The organism is Enterococcus haemoperoxidus ATCC BAA-382 (assembly GCF_000407165.1).
GTDB lineage: Bacteria > Bacillota > Bacilli > Lactobacillales > Enterococcaceae > Enterococcus_L > Enterococcus_L haemoperoxidus.
Genome location: NZ_KE136479.1, coordinates 964,093 through 982,904, shown reverse-complemented (window position 1 = coordinate 982,904; position 18,812 = coordinate 964,093). Strand labels below are relative to the sequence as shown.

At 35.4% G+C, this 18,812-nt stretch carries 13 protein-coding genes and 1 riboswitch; of the genes, 3 read left to right on the top strand and 10 right to left on the bottom strand.

Annotated elements, in window-relative coordinates; translation table 11 throughout:
* Positions 1 to 64 precede the first annotated feature (64 nt).
* Positions 65 to 1,651, bottom strand: coding sequence for a phosphatase PAP2/LCP family protein (locus I583_RS04600; RefSeq protein WP_010763405.1), 1,587 nt, complete (start codon positions 1,649 to 1,651; stop codon positions 65 to 67).
* A gap of 260 nt (positions 1,652 to 1,911) precedes the next feature.
* Positions 1,912 to 2,079, bottom strand: a riboswitch (M-box (ykoK) riboswitch).
* A 379-nt stretch (positions 2,080 to 2,458) separates the two neighbouring features.
* On the opposite strand from I583_RS04600, the gene I583_RS04595 reads away from it, so the two are divergent.
* Positions 2,459 to 3,673: an IS110 family RNA-guided transposase gene (locus tag I583_RS04595; RefSeq protein WP_010763404.1), complete on the top strand. Its 1,215-nt coding sequence runs from the start codon at positions 2,459 to 2,461 to the stop codon at positions 3,671 to 3,673.
* Between the two features lie 283 nt (positions 3,674 to 3,956).
* Here the strand turns inward: I583_RS04595 and I583_RS04590 are convergent, their stop codons facing one another.
* The 7 genes from I583_RS04590 to I583_RS04560 all read right to left on the bottom strand — a co-directional run bounded on the left by I583_RS04590 (position 3,957) and on the right by I583_RS04560 (position 14,262).
* Complete coding sequence (locus I583_RS04590; RefSeq protein WP_010763403.1) at positions 3,957 to 5,798, bottom strand: ABC transporter ATP-binding protein; 1,842 nt, start codon at positions 5,796 to 5,798, stop codon at positions 3,957 to 3,959.
* Positions 5,799 to 5,813: 15 nt separating this feature from the next.
* On the bottom strand, positions 5,814 to 8,195 hold the full coding sequence (locus I583_RS04585; RefSeq protein ID WP_010763402.1) for an ABC transporter ATP-binding protein: 2,382 nt from the start codon (positions 8,193 to 8,195) through the stop codon (positions 5,814 to 5,816).
* Complete coding sequence (locus I583_RS04580; RefSeq protein WP_010763401.1) at positions 8,195 to 8,641, bottom strand: MarR family winged helix-turn-helix transcriptional regulator; 447 nt, start codon at positions 8,639 to 8,641, stop codon at positions 8,195 to 8,197. Before I583_RS04580 ends, I583_RS04585 begins: the two co-directional genes overlap by 1 nt.
* A 430-nt stretch (positions 8,642 to 9,071) precedes the next feature.
* Positions 9,072 to 9,923: a PRD domain-containing protein gene (locus I583_RS04575; protein ID WP_010763400.1), complete on the bottom strand. Its 852-nt coding sequence runs from the start codon at positions 9,921 to 9,923 to the stop codon at positions 9,072 to 9,074.
* A gap of 20 nt (positions 9,924 to 9,943) precedes the next feature.
* Entirely contained in the window at positions 9,944 to 11,410 is a 1,467-nt protein-coding gene (locus tag I583_RS04570; protein WP_010763399.1) for a glycoside hydrolase family 1 protein, read from the bottom strand.
* A gap of 52 nt (positions 11,411 to 11,462) precedes the next feature.
* The gene (locus I583_RS04565) at positions 11,463 to 13,301 is read right to left on the bottom strand and encodes a beta-glucoside-specific PTS transporter subunit IIABC (RefSeq protein ID WP_034682657.1); all 1,839 of its coding nucleotides are present in this window, start codon (positions 13,299 to 13,301) and stop codon (positions 11,463 to 11,465) included.
* A 250-nt stretch (positions 13,302 to 13,551) separates the two neighbouring features.
* Complete coding sequence (locus I583_RS04560; RefSeq protein WP_010763397.1) at positions 13,552 to 14,262, bottom strand: DNA alkylation repair protein; 711 nt, start codon at positions 14,260 to 14,262, stop codon at positions 13,552 to 13,554.
* A 572-nt stretch (positions 14,263 to 14,834) separates the two neighbouring features.
* Between I583_RS04560 and I583_RS04555 the strand changes: the two genes are divergently transcribed.
* Both I583_RS04555 and I583_RS04550 read left to right on the top strand, forming a co-directional pair.
* Complete coding sequence (locus tag I583_RS04555) at positions 14,835 to 15,089, top strand: hypothetical protein (RefSeq protein ID WP_010763396.1); 255 nt, start codon at positions 14,835 to 14,837, stop codon at positions 15,087 to 15,089.
* Between the two features lie 21 nt (positions 15,090 to 15,110).
* Complete coding sequence (locus tag I583_RS04550; RefSeq protein ID WP_010763395.1) at positions 15,111 to 15,941, top strand: hypothetical protein; 831 nt, start codon at positions 15,111 to 15,113, stop codon at positions 15,939 to 15,941.
* A 156-nt stretch (positions 15,942 to 16,097) separates the two neighbouring features.
* On the opposite strand, the gene I583_RS04545 is transcribed toward I583_RS04550, so the two are convergent.
* Both I583_RS04545 and I583_RS04535 read right to left on the bottom strand, forming a co-directional pair.
* On the bottom strand, positions 16,098 to 17,804 hold the full coding sequence (locus I583_RS04545) for a metallophosphoesterase family protein (protein WP_010763394.1): 1,707 nt from the start codon (positions 17,802 to 17,804) through the stop codon (positions 16,098 to 16,100).
* A gap of 420 nt (positions 17,805 to 18,224) precedes the next feature.
* Complete coding sequence (locus I583_RS04535; RefSeq protein WP_071865884.1) at positions 18,225 to 18,605, bottom strand: hypothetical protein; 381 nt, start codon at positions 18,603 to 18,605, stop codon at positions 18,225 to 18,227.
* Positions 18,606 to 18,812: the final 207 nt, after the last annotated feature.

Genomic DNA, 18,812 nt, shown 5'->3' with positions numbered 1-18,812 from the left:
ATCAGATTATACCAAAAGAAAAAGACCTCTGACAATTGGAAGTTGAAAAAATGAGCTTGTTTCATTATGGTGCATCTAAATTCAATTGTTTCTTTAATTCGCTGGTGACTTTTTGCTTTTCCTCATCTGAAATACTCTGATAAGAAATTCCTTCTTCTCCTGTATAACCATCCCCAGTAAATCCTTCCCCTTGCATTTGATAGCTTTCAATATTTTCTAGAGCCTTCTGATAATTTTTCATCAAGAGAGTCATTTGATCCAAGGTCATGTCAGTTTGACCGTTATCACCAATTACGTCTAGTAATTCTTGATAATGAAAAACACTTTTCATAGAAATTAATTCTTTGGTAAGCTGAATCGTTACTTCCCGCTGTCTTTTTTGTCTCCCATAGTCTCCTAAAGGATCTTCATAGCGCATTCTTGCATATTGCAATGTTTCCCAACCGCCTAAATGCTGCTCTCCTTTTGGATAATGAATTCCTTCTGCATCAAACTCAAAATCATTATTGACAGTAACACCACCAACCGCATCACTCAATGCAGCTAATCCATCCATATTGATGACAAAATAGTGATTAATCGGAATGTCTAAATAATGCTCGACAGTATTTATCATCATCTCATCACCGCCAAAAGAATGGGCATGGTTAATTTTGTCGTATACACCCTCTTTTCCAACGATTTCTACATAAGCATCTCTAGGAATACTTGTGATTGTCGTCTTCTTTAATTGATTATTGACAGTCACGACCATAATCGTATTCGCTCGAAGATCTGTTTTACGCTTTGAATCATTTGCGATCCCTAAAAGTAAAAAACTAACAGGTTTACTATTATTAAGCTCTGCAGGCTTTGTTTTTCGATTCAGCGGCTGATACATTTTGTCAGCCGTTTTTTGAACATTATTAAAGACTGTTGCACCATATACAGAAGCTCCCGCAACGGCCAGTAAAAGTACAGTTAAGCTAGCCAAAATGGTTCTTTGCACAAACTTTTTTTTAGCTTCTCGTGATGTGAATGTTCTATTAAGATACAACCTTTGAAGGCAGATATAAGAAAAATTCACCCAAGAAAAACTTAAAAGAAACCCTGCAATCACATCGCTCGGATAATGAACTCTTAAGTAAATTCGACTCAAGCCAATCAAAAGAACATAAAGAAGCAATACATTTTTTAAAATCCTGTAATTTTTCGTTTTCCTTGGATAAAATGTGTGTACGATCAAAATAACAGAACAAGTTAGACACATGGCTAAAAGAGAATGCCCACTTGGGAAACTGTAAGAGCTTTTCTCGGCTAACTGTTCCACATTAGGTCGTGGCCGAGCAACAAAATTCTTAAGTATAAAGCCTAAAGCACTGACTACTAAAACATTACTGCTCATCCAAACTGCTAGTAGCTTATGCTTATTTTTCCATAGAACAAATGACACGATAAGACTCAAACTAAAAATAGGCACGATTGTAGCAGTTTTTGCAAATAGATTCACGAAACTAGTCAGTGTTTCATTTGGCTTCCAATTAAATTGATAAATCCATGAATCTAGATTTGTAAACCAACTTACATTTTTAACAACTAAAAAACTTAGTAATGAAAAAAGTACAACACTAAAAATAACTGGAGTAAAATTCTTTTCTTTCGACGTATACATGTGATAAATCCCTTCATTCCTATATTCATTAAAAAACTAATCAAACAAGAACCATAAGCATTTCCCAAAAAGACTGCTAAAAGATTCTATTCCCTAATAGATAGGAGCGAATCTTTTAGCAGTCTTTTTTTGCGTTATTCAACCACACTCCAAAAAAACACAAGTAAGTACTAAGACGGTATACATTCAGTAAATAAAATAGTTTTCTAATTTACCAAAAGAAAAAAGCCAAACATTTTTCCTTAAGACGTTTGACTTTTAATCAATCTCATCGTCTGAGTTTTAGCACTATACAACGTAAAGAAAATTTCTTAGCTATTTTATGAAAAGCCTTAATTCGACAATTCCTGTTTTACACATTGGCGTCTTTCGACGTTTCTGCGCAATAGCCTCTGTTTGTATAGGAGCCTCACCTAACAAGGTTATTTATCTATTTATTTGATTAAAGAATAACGCTGGAAAAAAATTTTTTCAAGTTATTTCAAGAGTCTTTATTTTTTCTTAATTTAAAATCAAGCGAATTCAGAAAGATTTATTCTAGCAAATAAAAAAACATACTAAGATTAGAGAGTAAACTCATCGACGGATAAGTTTACTCTCTATTTTCCTGTTTTTAGGGTTATAGTAAGAAGTGAAAGGAAGATCGACCACGCGCTCATGGACTTCGAGTCCCTACAAAAAAACGGTCTCCTTCACTGTCATTTTAAAATCTGGTTTAAGTATGTTGGGCTTCGAGCTCGTGTAAAGGAAATTAGGAACGAAATGAAACAGTGAAGAACCTTTCAAAAAAAGAAAGAAGATGAAAACATGGCTTATGTACTTGCGTTAGATGTTTCTATGGGAAAAAGTTATAAAGTGCTTTATTTGGATGATCTTTGCCTTTCCGAGGGAGAGATTCTCCATACAAAATCAGGGTTTAATGCGTTACTTCAAGAAATCCGGACCCTGCCTGAAACACCAAGTATTGTGTTTGAAGCAACTGACGTTTACTCAAAAGTAATCGAAACGTTTTGCCTAAATAACCACTTAGCCTATTGCTTATTGAATCCTTTAGAAGCAAAAAAACAGCTAGACAGTGGTCTGCGTGTGCTGAAAACAGATAAACAAGATGCTCATCGTCTTGCGCAAGCTCACTGGCAATATGAACGGAAAATCAAGAGACATCAGTCAACCATTTATGAAGAATCTCATGATTTAGCCCGCTTTTATCAAGAAATAGAAGCCGAAATCAAGAGACTAAGAATGTACTTACACACCGCTCTTCAGCTTAGTTTTCCAGAGTTGGAAATCCTTTTTTCTAGTCGGGTATCAACATTATCTCTAAACATTATTGAACGATTTCCTCATCCAGACTATCTAGCTGGATTGAGTCAAACACAGGTAAAAAATAGGTTAAAAAAGAGCACAGATAAAAAAATCTTCGATAAAAAAGCTTTAGAAAAAGCCCAACAGCTCCTTTTATTGGCTTCTAATTCCTATCCAGCAGCCACGAAAACAAGCATTCAGGTACAAAAGGTTCAGTATTATGCCCAACAGTTAAAAGAGCTTATTCAATCAAAGGAAACCTTGTCTAAGCAGCTTATTGAACAATGCAAACCATTATCTGAGTTCGAACTTTACCAAAGTGTTCCAGGCATTGGTGAAGTATCTGCCGCTTTAATAATTGGTGAAATTGGCGATATTCGCCGATTTGAAAATCATAAGAAAGTGAATGCCTTTGTGGGCATTGATACCCGTAGATATCAATCTGGCAAATACCTTGCCCAAGATCATCTAAATAAACGAGGAAATCCTAAAGCTCGGAAAATTCTGTATTTTTCCGTAAAAAATATGATCCGCCAACAAGCCGCCGCTTCGAATCATATTGTCGATTACTACTACAAATTAAAAACGCAACCTATACCCAAAAAGGATAAGGTTGCGACCGTAGCCTGTATGAACAAACTACTAAAGTGCCTCTATTCCATGATTAAGAACGAGACAAAGTACGACTATGCGTACACGGCCTCTAAGGACCAATAAGGCAATGCCTTATAGATAAAGTATAACACCCTGCTTGAAAAAAATATAGACTCATCAGGGTTATTTATTGCGGACTTTATTCAAAAAAATTCTTAAAGGTATAAATCACTACAATACCTTCAGTTATTTCTTTATTTTCTACTTGACTAATCGTAGGAAAAAGCGTGGGATAAAACTAAAGAACAGTTTTATCCCACGCTCTAAATCCGAATAAACGGCGAGAAAAAAGCAGCTTATTTCTCGGAGCTAAACGCTTTTGTATCGGCCTCTCTTTTACAAGTTTTTACTCCTCTAACTCTTCAAATTGAGAGTTATAAAGTGACGCATAGTAGCCACCTTCAGCAAGGAGTTCTTCATGTGTACCTTGTTCTTTGATATCGCCGTCCTGCATATAAAGAATTTTATCTGCATCTTTGATCGTTGATAAACGGTGAGCGATAACAAAAGAAGTACGGCCAGCCATCAAGTTATTCATGGCGCCTTGAATCAAGCCTTCTGTTCTTGTATCAACAGATGACGTTGCTTCATCAAGAATCAAAATCGGTTTGTCCGCCAAGATTGCACGAGCAATCGTTAATAATTGTTTTTGACCTTGGGAAATATTTGACGATTCTTCATTTAATTCCATGTTGTAGCCGCCAGGTAAAGTTTGGATAAAGTGGTGAACGTGAGCAGCTTTGGCTGCCGCGTAAACTTCTTCATCTGTAGCATCTAGGCGACCATAACGAAGGTTTTCCATGATCGTTCCTTTAAATAACCAAGTATCTTGTAAAACCATCCCGATATTTTTACGTAAGTCTGCACGATTAAAGTCTTTGATATTATGACCATCGATTTTAATCGCACCAGATGTTACATCGTAAAACCGCATCAATAGCTTTACCATTGTTGTTTTCCCTGCACCAGTAGGACCTACGATCGCTACAGTTTGGCCTGGATCAACATGGGAACTGAAATCATTGATAATGATTTTATCGGGTGTATAACCAAAACGAACATGTTCAAAGTCGACCATACCTTTTGCTTTGTCGATTTTAACCGGGTTTGGAACAGTTTGTGCTTCTTCATCTTCTTCAAGGAATTCAAAGACACGTTCAGCCGCTGCTGCCATTGATTGAAGTAAGTTAGATACTTGAGCCAATTGCGCAATAGGTTGTGTTAAGTTTCGTACGTATTGGATGAACGCTTGAATATCACCGACTGTGATTGTGCCATTATAAGCTAAGATTCCACCAAAGATCGCTACGGCAACATAACCTAGATTTCCGACAAAGTTCATAATGGGTTGCATCAAACCTGAAAGAAATTGTGATTTCCAAGCTGATTTGAATAAGACATCGTTTTGAGTTTTAAATTCTTTAAGTGAATTTTCTTCATCATTGAATAGACGGACGATGTTATAGCCACCGATTGTTTCTTCTACTTTACCATTGATGACACCTAGATATTCTTGTTGTGTTTTAAAGTATTTTTGCGAATTTTTCACAACAATCATAATTAAGATCATTGAAATTGGGACGATCAAAATGGCTATCCCTGTCATTTGAACAGAAATCGATAGCATCATGATGATAACACCGATAATGGTGAAGACAGACGTAATCAACTGCGTAATCGACTGGTTTAGTGATTGACCTAAAGTATCCACATCATTCGTGATACGAGATAATACTTCACCTGTTGTCCGTGTTTCAAAATAATTCATTGGCATGCGATTGATTTTTTCTGAAATTTCTTTACGCATACGATACGTGATTTTTTGCGAAATCGTTGACATGATCCAACCTTGAATGATTCCAAAGGCTGAAGCCACTAAGTAGAGTCCTAACATGAAGAGCAGGATTCCACCAATTTTATTAAAATCGATTCCACCAGTTCCTTGATACTTTTTAATCAAGCCATTAAATAATTCTGTGATCGCTTGAGATAAAATTTTAGGACCCCAAATATTAAATATGGTTGAAGCAATTGCAAAGATCATTACAAAGAAAACGGGTATTTTATAAGCACCAATATAGGAGATTAATTTTTTTAATGTTCCTTTAAAATCTTTGGCTTTTTCCACTGGAGCGCCATTTCCAGGTCCGCGTCCGCCACGAGGGCGATTTTGTGTTTGTTCTGCCATTATATTCGCTCCTCCCTACTCTGCTTCTTCTATGCCTAATTCAGCATTACTCAATTGTGATTGAGCAATTTCTTGATAGACAGTGGATGATTTCATTAATTCATCATGTGTTCCATGATCGACTACACGACCTTCATTTAATACGATAATATTATCTGCATGAAGGATCGTGGAGATTTTTTGTGCAACGATGATTTGTGTTGCACCTTTGATATTTTCAGACAATGCTTTACGTAACGCTACGTCCGTTTTATTATCCAGCGCTGAGAATGAATCATCAAAGATCAAGATTTTAGGATTTTTCGCTAAGGCACGCGCAATGGATAGACGTTGTTTTTGTCCACCAGAAACGTTCGTTCCACCTTGAGAAATTTCTCGGTCATAGCCTTTTTCGTTTGAATCGATGAATTCTTCTGCTTGTGCAATTTCAGCAGCTTTTCTCATTTGTTCATCTGAGATGTTTGCATCACCAAATTTGATATTTGATGCAATATCACCTGAGAATAAAATTCCTTTTTGCGGTACAAACCCAATGATTTCATGTAATTTATGCAAGCTCATTTCACGAATATCAATACCATCAATCGTGATTCGCCCGCCAGTTACATCAAATAAGCGCGGAATCAAGTTAACGATCGTAGATTTACCTGAACCAGTTGAACCGATTAAGGCAGTTGTTTGACCTGGTTTAGCCACAAAGTTGATGTGATGCAATACATCTTCATCAGCATCACCATAACGGAATTCTACTGCTTCAAATTTCACTTCACCTTTGAAGTCGTGATCATCTTTAGGATGTTCTGGATCTTTGATTGTTGGTTCTGTTTCAAGTACTTCTTCTACACGACCAGCAGCAACATTGGCACGAGGTAAAATAATTGAAACCATTGATAACATCATGAAAGCCATAACGATTTGCATTGTATACGTGATAAAGGCCATCATATCCCCAACTTGTAGTTGACCGTTATTCATATTATGTCCGCCGACCCAAACGATCAAAACAGAAATCCCATTCATCAATAACATCATGACCGGCATCATAATAGACATTGCACGGTTAACGAATAATTGAGTTTTCATTAAATCAGTGTTGGCACGATCAAAACGTTTTTCTTCAAATTTTTCACGAGAAAACGCACGAATAACAGGTAAACCTGTAATGATTTCACGAGAAACCAAATTCACTCTATCAACTAAGTTTTGTAATGCTTTAAATTTAGGCATCGTTGTCAATAGCAGACTTAAAACTAACACTAAAACAGCGGCTACCGCAACTCCAACAATCCAGCCCATACCTGTTCCTGTTTGATAGACATTATAGATCCCACCAATACCTAAGATCGGTGCGTATAAAACGATACGCATGATCATCACGATCCCCATTTGCATTTGTTGGATATCATTGGTATTACGTGTGATTAATGAAGCTGGAGAGAATTTTTCCATTTCAGTATTTGAGAATTGTAATGTTCGTTCATATTGACCCACACGCAAATTTCGACCGACTGATGCAGCCACGAGTGAAGCAATCAATCCAACAATGATTGCAGCAACAGCTGAAACCAGTGTTAGAAGAACCATTTTCGTTCCTGTTTTAATCATATAATCTGTTTGAATTTGTTGTGTATCCATGTCTAGTGCTTTGTATTCACCCAGTGTTAATTGAATTCCCACTGTTTTCATTGAATCCGCACCTAGATCACCTAAACCTTTTTTGGTTTCTTTGCGTGCCGCTTCGACTCTAGCTGGCATAGCATTTGTCGTTGTTTGAATTGAATCAGTCAAGGATTTTGCTTCAGCACCTTTTGCTTGCGCTTGAGCAGCCAAATCTTGTGCTTCTTGTCCTTTTTCCATTGCTGTTGCAGCATCTGTTGCAGACGCAGCTGCTGCACCGGCCGCTTTGGCTTGTTCGCCTAGGGCTGTTGCTTCTTCACCAAGTTGTTTCGCTTTAGCAGCATCTTCTCCAACTTTTTTATAATCTTCAATGATTGCTTTTGCTTCACTTCCGCTCGATGAATCTTTTGATTGAGAAGTTGCAAGCATCATCATTGGTAGATTAAAAATATCTGCTAATTTTGCTTCTGTCATATCCTCTTGAAGGTTTAAATTATAGACTTCAACTTCTTTGCCATCGATTTTTTCAGTCGTTAGTTTATAATTATCTTCAATTATTTTTTTCTCATCGTCTGTCATGAACATTTCAATTCCCTGAAGAGTTGTTTTCCTGATTTTTTCAGGTGTGGAATATTCAAGCCCTCCTTGTTGAATACCGACATCAACGATACCCGATGTTAATTTTGGTAAGCTTAAATCACTATTTGCCTGTACAACTAAAAGCACAAGAACTGCGATGACCGCATACCAGTATTTACCGAGATATTTAAAAATCTTCACTATTGGTCACCTTCCTCTTTCTGGGAAATTTGTTGGGAATAGTCTACGAATTTCGCAGTCAGCTCGATGAACAGTTTCGTATCAGCTTCTCCCATTAGTTTAAAAATCCGCACGATCTTATCACGCATTTCTTTCTTTTGTAGTTGCGCTGCCTTTTTCCCACAATCTGTTAAAGTAACGTTGATACGACGACGATCATCTGGGTCCATCTTACGTTCAATTTGACCTTTTTTTTCTAAACTTCCTAGAACGACTGCAATACGAGCGCTAGATAGGTTCAGTGATTCAGCTAGATGCTTTGGACTAGTTGGTTCCCCATAGCGTGCAAGAAATTTGATGACAATACTTTCACCTTGGTTACTCTTTTCTAGTCTGCTAAATGCACTATGCCGATTTTGAACCATTAGACGCATAAGCTCTTGTTCGGCTTCTTCTGCGTATGACATATGACTCCTCCTTTTTTCAAAATAATTACTTCCACCATTAATAGCTAACAGTGTTAGTAACTAATGCTGTTTGATATTAACGCAAATAGCTTTTAATGTCAATAGAATTGGAAGAAAAATATGAATGAACACGTTTTTATTTAAAAAACTTAAAAAATAGGTTGAAATTCATTTAAAGAGAAGAGATTTTCCAATAAAAAAGCCTGAAAACGTCATTGATCAACGTTCTCAGACTAACTTTTATAGTTTAAAACAATCGGATTGCATTTTTCTGTATCTAATAAATGAAGCTATACTTAAACATGCTCATTCTAGAATGTGCCGAGTATAGCATGGGAAAGTGCTAAATCATACTATATAAATCTAAACACAAATAGTTGTTCAATCTATCTAAGATATACACTAAATTATTTTTTTCTTTTCGAAAATTTTAATCATTATCAATTGCTGAATGATTCATCAAACGATTGATATGAACACCTAAATAAACAATTTCATTCTCTGGTATCTGTGTATGATAGGTTTGATCGATATAATTTTTCACTTTCGTTGCAATATCCATTGCACCTGGATATAGTGACCACATTTGACGATACAGTTCATCTTCCCTTTCTCGAAGTAATCCATTATTGAAAAAACGATCAACAAAAAAGCGAACATGGGTGATGAAACGGGTATAATGAACAGAATTCGTATCAATTTCCAGATGTAAGGAGTATCGTACCATATTGACGATCGTGCCAACTAATTTCGCTTTTTTCAAACCAGCTTGATCCTCATGATCGTCGGATTGAGCATTGATCAAATGAAAAGCAATGTTTGACGCTTCTTCACTTGGTAGCTCAATTTGGTATTTCGCCTTCATTTCTTTGAGAACAACTTCACCAATAAGAAACTCTTTCGGATAATAATTTTTGATTTCCCAATACAAACGATTTGAAACATTCAAACCTTTTTCGGTACGTTCTACAGCAAAGTGTAAGTGATCTGAAAGAGTTAAGTAAATACTAGTATTCAATCGGTAGGGCAACTCTTCTTCAGCAATTGCAACGATTTCTTTGGTGATTTCAAAATATTGCATTGGAATTTCATCAACTAATTCAGCAAATTGAGACGATTTCTTTGCTTCGATTGGCAAAAATATTTTATCGACTAAAGAATCAGAAATCGCCTCACCAATTTTTTTACCGTACCCAATTCCCTTTCCTAACGCAATCATCTCTTGTCCTTCTTTTTCAACAAGTACGACACTTGAATTCAATACTTTTTTCACCAAGATCATCAAGATCCACTCCTTGTCTCCTACTTCGCTAGACTTGCGCCATTTGTTGCAATAACTTCTTGATACCAATCAAAAGAATCTTTTTTAAAACGATTATAGGTGCCATTACCCTCATCGTCTGCATCCACGTAGATAAAACCATAGCGTTTTGACATTTGAGATGTTCCTGCACTAACTAAATCAATTGGGGCCCAACTAGTATACCCTATCAAATCAACCCCTTCATCGATTGCTTCTTTCATTTGTTGAAAATGAGCTTTAAAATAATCTACACGATAAGGGTCATGGATTTTACCGTTTTCTATTAAATCAACAGAGCCCATGCCATTTTCTACGATCATCATTGGTACATTGTAGCGATCGTAAAGTTCAATCAAGGAAATTTTCAACCCTTTAGGGTCAATTTGCCAGCCCCAATCAGTTGAAGGTAAGTAAGGATTTTTGACACCTAAAACTGTATTCCCCGGTGTTCTTTCAGCATTTGGATCACCAGATTCTGCCATTGACATATAATAACTAAACGAAAGAAAATCAACCGTATTTTCTTTTAAAATTTGACGTTCTTCTGGCGTTATTTTGATGTTGATTCCTTTATTTTTTAAAGATTTTTCTATCATTTTAGGATACTCACCTTTAACTTGTACATCAGCATAAAAATTATTTTCAAGATTTTTCTTTAAGGTTAACTCTACATCAAGTGGTGCACAAGTTAAGGGATAAGTCATTAATTTAGTCAGCATACACCCTACTTTATTGTTATGATTTTTTTCATGGGCAATTTTTGTGACTAAAGCACTCGCTACAAATTGATGATGCAAAGCTTGATAAATTTCTTGTTCTTCTTGTTCTGGTGAACACTTATCGGGAACAATTCCAGCCGTTGTAAAAGGATGGCGATGAATGCTGTCAATTTCATTGAAGGTTAACCAATATTCTACATATTCACCAAATTCATCAAAACAAACTGTTGCAAATCGAACAAAATCATTGATCACTCGACGATCGACCCAACCATTGTAGTTTAAACTAAGACCCAATGGCATTTCATAATGGGATAAAGTAACAATAGGCTTGATTCCTAAGCGCTGCATTTCTTTGAAAACATCACGATAAAATGCAACTCCTTTTTCATTTGGCTCTTCTTCTTCGCCTGTAGGGAATAGTCGCGTCCAGGCAATCGATAATCTTAACGTTTTAAAACCTAGTTCACTAAATAATGCCAAATCTTCTTTATACCGATGGTAAAAATCAATCCCACGACGTTTTGGATAATCTTTATCTGTCTTATCTGCCATTGCTGCTTCGATTGTAGCAGTCGAAATAGTCATATGAGCAGCATAATCTTTGTTATCGACATGAGGTTTATAACTGGCTATATCTGCTACAGATAAGCCTTTTCCACCAAGATTCCAGCCTCCTTCAACTTGATTTGCAGCGATTGCGCCACCCCATAAAAAATCTTTTGGAAATTCATTTGTTGTATTCATACTGTTCTCCTCGTTTAAACTATTTAAGGGAAGCCCTTAAAACTATTTTTATTTATATAATTGGTACAATTGACAATATATCTGTTTGATTCGTCACCATTTCTGAATAGTGAGATGAATGGACATGATAGGCTTCTTTATTCGTTACAACACAAACGATTGTTGGATCAAATCCAGCAGCTTTGATTTTAGCTAAATCAAAAGCCATCAACTTTTGCCCTTTCACTACTTTATCACCAACTTTTACAAAAGCTTCAAACCCCTCACCACCTAATTGCACAGTATTGATACCAATATGAAAAAGAATCTCGGCTCCATTATTCATTTTTAAGCCTAATGCATGTTTTGTTTCAAAAACCATAGTGATCTCAGCTGCTTCTGGCGCAACCAAAACATTATCTTCCGGAATAATCCCAATTCCGTCACCGATCAATCCACTTGAGAAAACATCATCATTTACTTCAGTCAGAGAAATAACTTTACCAGCAACTGGGCTGATCAATTGTTCAATTCCTGATTCAGAACTCATTTCCATACCATCAGCTATCTCTAAAGCTGTTTCATCTTTGTACACAAATAATACAGACAAAAACCCTACACCAAAAGAGATTCCTAACGTAACAAATGCCCAGATCAAGTTCATTGGATTCACTTTGTCTACAAACATTGTGATACTCGCTAAACCAGGACCAACCAAAGCAAATGCTTTGATCGCCATAATACCGGCAAAACCACCACCAACTAAACTTGCAAACATCACACTATATAAAACACGTTTATTTAAAATCGTGACACCATATAAAGCAGGTTCTGTAATCCCGAATAATGCAGAAATACCCGCTGATACTGCAGTAGATCGCAACTTTTGATCTTTCGTCTTGATACTTACCGCAAAACAAGCTCCTGATTCAGCAATATTATGAGCAAGAGAAGCTGGTAAATAAAGTAATTCCGCCCCAATTTCACTCATGGAAGATACAGCATATGGAATCATAGCTTTGTGCATCCCTGTCACGACCATAAATGGCAAAACTGCTGCTAATACAGCCGTCGCAACCCAACCAAAATGAGTATATAACCAAATGATAACTGTTGAAAAAACGGTACCAACATTATAGCCAAGTGGACCTAAAATCAGTAAAGCAATTGGTACTGTAATCAATAAACTCATCATCGGTACGAAGAAAATCCGAATTGGTTTAGGTGAGTATTTTGTAAAAAGCTTCTCAACTTGTGCATAAAACAATACTGTTAAAATAGCAGGGAAAACTTGTGACGCATATGCAATATTGGTTAAACCAAAACCAAGAAAGTTTGTGCCTTCCGTTAACATCGTAGTTAAATCTGGTAAAATTAAGGCGCCAACTGCTGACACAGCAACTAATTGATTGACTTTTAATTTATTGGCTGTTGTCATCGCAACTAAGATTGGAAGAAAATATAATGGTGCACCACCAATCAAATTAAGAATTTGATACGTTTGGCTTTGATCGCTCATCAGTCCTGTTACTGAAGCGAGTAATAATAATGATTTTAATACACCTCCGCCGGCTATTGCTGGAATGAGTGGCTGAAAAATGGAAATAACAAAGTCTAGTAGCACTGTTCCCCATTTTTGTTTTTCTTTTGGACCATCGTTTTGAGGTAATTCTCCTAAGAGGACCTTCATTTCATCGTAAACTTCTACAACATCATTGCCAATAATCACTTGGCATTGAACATTTTGCCGCACACCAATCACACCATGAACTTTTTCAAGTTTTTCAGTTTCCACCAAATCATTATTTTTTAAAGTAAATCGCAAGCGCGTCGAGCAGTGTTCAAGATGTGAGACATTTTCTTTTCCGCCGATCAAACTTAGGATCGACGTAGCAGTTTCTTTGTAGTTCATCGTTATTTCCCCTTTATAATTAGTTACGCAAAATTGGCCAAATCCTACGCAAAAAAACAGACAGAAACTAAATAAAACATTCATCAGAGTGAAACTCCTTCTGTTGAAAAATGCTTTATTTAGGTCCTGCCTGCCTTACCAGTCACATGCCTGTTATTAATTGTCTTTATGGTAGCATAGATTTTTTGAAAACGCAACCACGAAAAACAATTTACTCTTTGTCATTCAATTTAGCTATGAGCTTTGTTTTCTAACACACAGCTCTTTTTTTCTTTAAGCCATTTCTACCTGAATCAAGTGTCTTTTGAATGGCTTTGGATGCAAGCGGAACATTACACGAAACATCGCCAAATGATCCTGTGATTTCCCCTATTTCTTCTGCCACCTTTTGTGCCTCAGCTAGTAAAGGAGAATAATGGACACCAACATAAATTACAAATTGATTCATACAATAGCGAACACCTTTTGGAGAATGATGGATCGTCTCTTTTACGCTCTTTAAAAGATTGGCCACTTCTTTATAATCAATTTGATCGTTTGGTGCAATAGAAATATATTTTCCATAGCAACACCAACCAGTATTTTCAATCAACTCATCTGTCGATGTTAACCATTCTCGAGCTAATTCCACCGCAAATGGACTTTCTGCCGCAACACTTGCCACAATTGCCTCACTAATTGCTGACCAATGAGACTTCTCACCCCAATGCTGTAACTGTTCTTTCGTTACTAGTTTAGGTTGTATGGATAAACCTGCTAAATATTGTGCATCGGAATTACCTGTATCAAACAAGGCTAAAGCTAAATTCTGATCTTTTTTAACTTCTTTTACAAGATATTTTTTTAAATCCCCTATTTTCACGCCGTAAAAAGGTTCTGTTGCGCCATATTTACGTAAAGTCTTTTTAGTCTGTTCTGTTCCCAGTTCCTTTAATCTACTCATAACATCTTCTATGTTCATCTTCATACCCCTTTTAGACTAATCGAAATAGAAAATTCGATTCGTGGTTAAAGTATAATTCAATTTAGTACCAATATCAAAAAGTGAACAAGAATCTGTCAAGTCAATACAGAAATACAAGCAGGAAATCAGCGTAGAAATTGATTTCCTGCTTACTTTTATGATTAAAAAATAGTCAATCTATTTAAATTAAGCTGACGGTATAAATTAAATTTTTTTATTGAAATTTGAGTAACCGCAAGCGATCAACATAACAATAAGTAGCAACTCTAATTTATATCCACCAATATAATGTGCTAAATGATGCATGTCTCTTGAAATAGAATGCATATTTGATAAATGGAAAAAAGAATATTTACAGCCATGATAGTGCCCATTTTTTAATAGTTTATTAGAAGGTTTAGGTGAAAATTCTCTATATCTTTTACCAGACATATTGATATTCGTTATTTATTTATACTTTATGAATCATTTTTTTAAGAATTAGTTTCATAAATTGATACAACTAGCTAAAAAAGTCATGGTATAATCATTTTGTAACAAAAATATATCTCGAAAAGAGGAATTGAAAAATGAAAAATGTGGTTGGTAAAATTGTCAAAGTTCTGTGCATCATTGTTATTATCTTAGACATGCTGGGTAGTGTCGCTTTATTTTATACAATGAATAAATATGATGCCTTAGGAATCTTTATTAACAATTGGCAAAATAATCTTTTTAACTTATCAAATTCAGATGCTCGGGCAATGAATTCGATGATACTATTTTTGGTTATCCCGATTGTTATATTATTACTTTTGCCAAAGAAAAAGCGAATGAATGATTAAAGTAAAAAGGAGCTTAAACTGTTGAAAAAAAGAAGAATTATGATATGTCTATTCGCCGGATTATTACTACTTTCCGCTTGTGGACAATCTGAAAAAAATAAAAATGAAGAGCTTATTAAAAACGCAGAAACTGTTTTGAAGGGAAAAGTTGAAATTCCTGAAACTTATTTTAAAACAAAAGAACAGGTTACAGCTGAATTTGATTCGGTTGGATTGAAACCCAAATTTGTCGTTGCTAATTTTGATGAAGCAGCTAAGTATAATAAACGTTTTTTAAGAAAAGGAGAATGTAACCAAATCTCTAGTGACCAAGGCTCTGTCAAATATTATGACACCAAAGAGGTTGGTGACAAACATGGATTTTATGCCGATAAAGGAGCAACGATAATTGTTGGCTACTCTGATCATGACTTTGATGGAACCAAAAATGAAACCAGTTCAACTGAGGAATCTTCTTCTACTGTTACGTCATCTTCTTCTACTAGCGCAGAAAAAGAAGAAATCGCGACATCTCAAGAATCACAATCATTAGCATTTGAGCCTAAAGATGTGTCGGATCAAACAATAAAATCTATAAAAACATATCAAGACTATTTAACGATGTACCAAGCCATCATCAATAACTATTTTTCTGATTACGAAAGTCTGATCAAAGATACTGTTTTGTATGATCAAGCCTCTTTCGAAGAACAGAAAAAACAATACGATGCTTCTTTTGAAGAACAAAAAAAGCAATATGAACAATACGGGAATAAACGTCTTGTTGGAAAAGATTCGCTAGTCGACTTTTTAATTAGTTATCGAGACAGTCTAAAAAATATTACTGATAATTTAGCAAAATCTTTACAATGAAGAAAATTTGGTTGTTCCGCATGTTTTTAGAAAGATAGTGAACTTGAAGCGTGAGTATGACCAAATAATAATTTATAAAAATAAATCATTGAGCGGACTTCCAAAATTCTACCTTTTGAAAGTCCGCTCAATGTGCTACTAGATGCATAGACACAATTATCTTGTTATCTGATTTTCCACTTCAAGCAGATGTGTAAGCTCAAATCCTGTATTCATTTTGGAATAAATTGAACACACTACAAAAAGCTCTTTGCCTGCAAAATTCACAATTTTATAACGCCCTGAGGATGCTAGTATATGATGATGCCCATGAATAGCACCAATTATATTAAATTGTTCAAATAACGCCATAATTTTGGGCTCTGAACATACATAGTTTTTTTCATAAGCTCGACTATTTTGAGAAAGCATACTAAGTTCATTAAACAACGGTGCATGAGATACTATCACAGTTGGTATGCTATGCTCTTCATTTAGTAGGTACTTTAACGACTTGAAGATAAACGCTTGTTGTTTCTTTTTTCGTTTCGCTAGTGCAACAGGAATTGTTAATCCGATATAGCGAATGCCTTTATGGATGATACTATTATTATTTAACACATTCATTTTAGGAAATCGCTTTTCGAGTTCGGCTTTGACACATTCATAATAGATATGATTTCCGATAGGTAACTTGTACCAAGAATCATCAGGATTTAACACCAACTCCTGAAACCACTCATATTTAAAAAACGGTCGCCATTTCTGCCATTCTTCATTTTCTTTATTCTCACTTTTTGGCAGTACATTTACTAAGTCATGATTCCCTATAACACAGAGTCCTTCAATCTCTTCTTCTAGATGAGAATCGTGTAAATCACCCGCCAAGATATTAAAATTGTTATTTATGAACGGAAGTTTTCCAGCCGTTGTATGAATGTCAGAAACCACATTTATTAAGTTTGTATTTTCTTCTGGAAGAACATTTTCAAAATACTGTTCCAATTCTCCAGGATCAACACTATGGGCCACGTAATTTTTTCTGACCTCTGATAATTCCTTGCCAAACTCTGACCGTAAGAGTAACTTATTATTTCCAGGTACAATTTGTTTCCTGATCACGATTGAATTTTTTATCGTTTGTTTTACATCTTGTGGTAGTAAAGCTAACGCTGCTTCAATATCTGATTCAAAAGTTAAATGGTTATCTGCAATAACATCGTCTTGCAACTCCGATTCTAATAGTCGTATAGTTTTCCCATCAGTCATTATCGGCAGGGCTTGTGTCAATTGAACAGCAAAGTGAAGATATTCTGAAACATAGCCAGATATTCCTGTTTTTACATTTTCACTAAATAAAAATTTCCCCGCAAGATTTGCAGAAAGTGCTCCTGTTTCATCATGCTGCAGTAAACGTCCTAAAATCTGAATCTCAAGTAACGGATCTTCAAATATCGCATTATACGCTTGAACCACTTTAGGAGAGTTCCTATTCACCCGTTTGTTTGTTATTTGAAAGATACTTAGCTTAAGATACGTTTCTAAATTTTTTTTATGCGATTCGATATATTGACGAGCTGCTTCAGGATACAACAAATATTGAATCGCTGCACGTTGAATATAATTTCTTGCGGTATCATATGGAATTGCTGAATAGACGAGATCTCCTTGAGATGATATATTCAACGAGTTGTCTTTCATGTTATAGGTTAATTGGAAGTACTCATTTTTGAATACTGTCTTATTAACAGGACGTCGTTTATTTTCTGGGTAAAGATCAAAGCGAGCTGTAAGTGCTGGCGGTAATTTAATTTCAGATTGTGATAGTGAAAAAGGGATTTGTTTATCCACGCTGAAAGAATTTTTGTTTTTAGTTGATGTCATTAATTGCACCTACTTTTCATAAAATATTGACTTTTTTCTTCTTAAAAAAAATGAAGTTCTATATTTACAATAAAAAAACGCTGTCAATTTTTTGTTACCTTCATTGTATTATGGCTTGTGACACAAATCAATTCCTTTTTCAGATTTATTATTTCCCAGTTAATCTAGATGATTTTTTTACCTTTCTGGTTTCTAATCATATGATAGTGGTTTGAAGATAATTTCAATTGCTAAAAATTGGACTAAACCAGTATATAGATACTATTACCATGCAGTTTGTTTAGTTCGTGATGGAATTTGGCAAAAGAATATAGATACTATAGAATGGGCAAAACAAGTTTTAACGCTGATTGAAGCGGTTGAGCTTAAAAGAATGCCTGAAAAAAATTGACTTATTTTATGCTTCACTAGATCATCTAATTATTGCTCGCTTTTTTCTCTGTTCGCCTTGATTCTCGCTATTAATTTATTTATACTAAGAAAAATAGAATCAAAACAAAAAACTGAGTAAGTACTCTTAGGCTGAGCTGGATAAGTTAATTTAGCCACCTTATAAAAGTTCTCTTGCACTACTTCTCCTTTATTCAAGGTCGCTTTATTGCCAATATTCTTCAAAAAAATATATTTAAATTGTTCAGCGTCTGCTTTCGATAGCTTAGGGGCATTTAAAAAGGTCGGATCGATTTCAGAGAATAGACGATAGATACCTCTCTGACTCAATAACTTAATTGCCGCACCTTGATTATCATCCGCTCCACCTTGGTCGGGCAAACTACTATCAATCCTAATAAAGCTTTTCACTTCATTTAGTTACTCATTATATAAGCAAGTGAATAGACTGCAGAAATCGAAGGTCCTACCAATTGATATGAGCTGATATTCAGCTGCTTCCACGCTTGATTAAGCTCATTCGTTAAATACTAAATTGACCGTACCTTATCCGTATCATCACTTAAGGCATATTCCACCATGACAACCTTATAATCTTTTCATAACTCATTCGCTAGT

What these genes read in the sequence shown, in the direction of transcription:
- I583_RS04600 (WP_010763405.1), bottom strand. Translation starts at nt 1,651, where the DNA reads ATGTATACGTCGAAAGAAAAGAATTTTACTCCAGTTATTTTTAGTGTT.
- I583_RS04595 (WP_010763404.1), top strand. Translation starts at nt 2,459, where the DNA reads ATGGCTTATGTACTTGCGTTAGATGTTTCTATGGGAAAAAGTTATAAA.
- I583_RS04590 (WP_010763403.1), bottom strand. Translation starts at nt 5,798, where the DNA reads ATGGCAGAACAAACACAAAATCGCCCTCGTGGCGGACGCGGACCTGGA.
- I583_RS04580 (WP_010763401.1), bottom strand. Translation starts at nt 8,641, where the DNA reads ATGTCATACGCAGAAGAAGCCGAACAAGAGCTTATGCGTCTAATGGTT.
- I583_RS04575 (WP_010763400.1), bottom strand. Translation starts at nt 9,923, where the DNA reads ATGATCTTGGTGAAAAAAGTATTGAATTCAAGTGTCGTACTTGTTGAA.
- I583_RS04570 (WP_010763399.1), bottom strand. Translation starts at nt 11,410, where the DNA reads ATGAATACAACAAATGAATTTCCAAAAGATTTTTTATGGGGTGGCGCA.
- I583_RS04565 (WP_034682657.1), bottom strand. Translation starts at nt 13,301, where the DNA reads ATGAACTACAAAGAAACTGCTACGTCGATCCTAAGTTTGATCGGCGGA.
- I583_RS04560 (WP_010763397.1), bottom strand. Translation starts at nt 14,262, where the DNA reads ATGAACATAGAAGATGTTATGAGTAGATTAAAGGAACTGGGAACAGAA.
- I583_RS04555 (WP_010763396.1), top strand. Translation starts at nt 14,835, where the DNA reads ATGAAAAATGTGGTTGGTAAAATTGTCAAAGTTCTGTGCATCATTGTT.
- I583_RS04545 (WP_010763394.1), bottom strand. Translation starts at nt 17,804, where the DNA reads ATGACATCAACTAAAAACAAAAATTCTTTCAGCGTGGATAAACAAATC.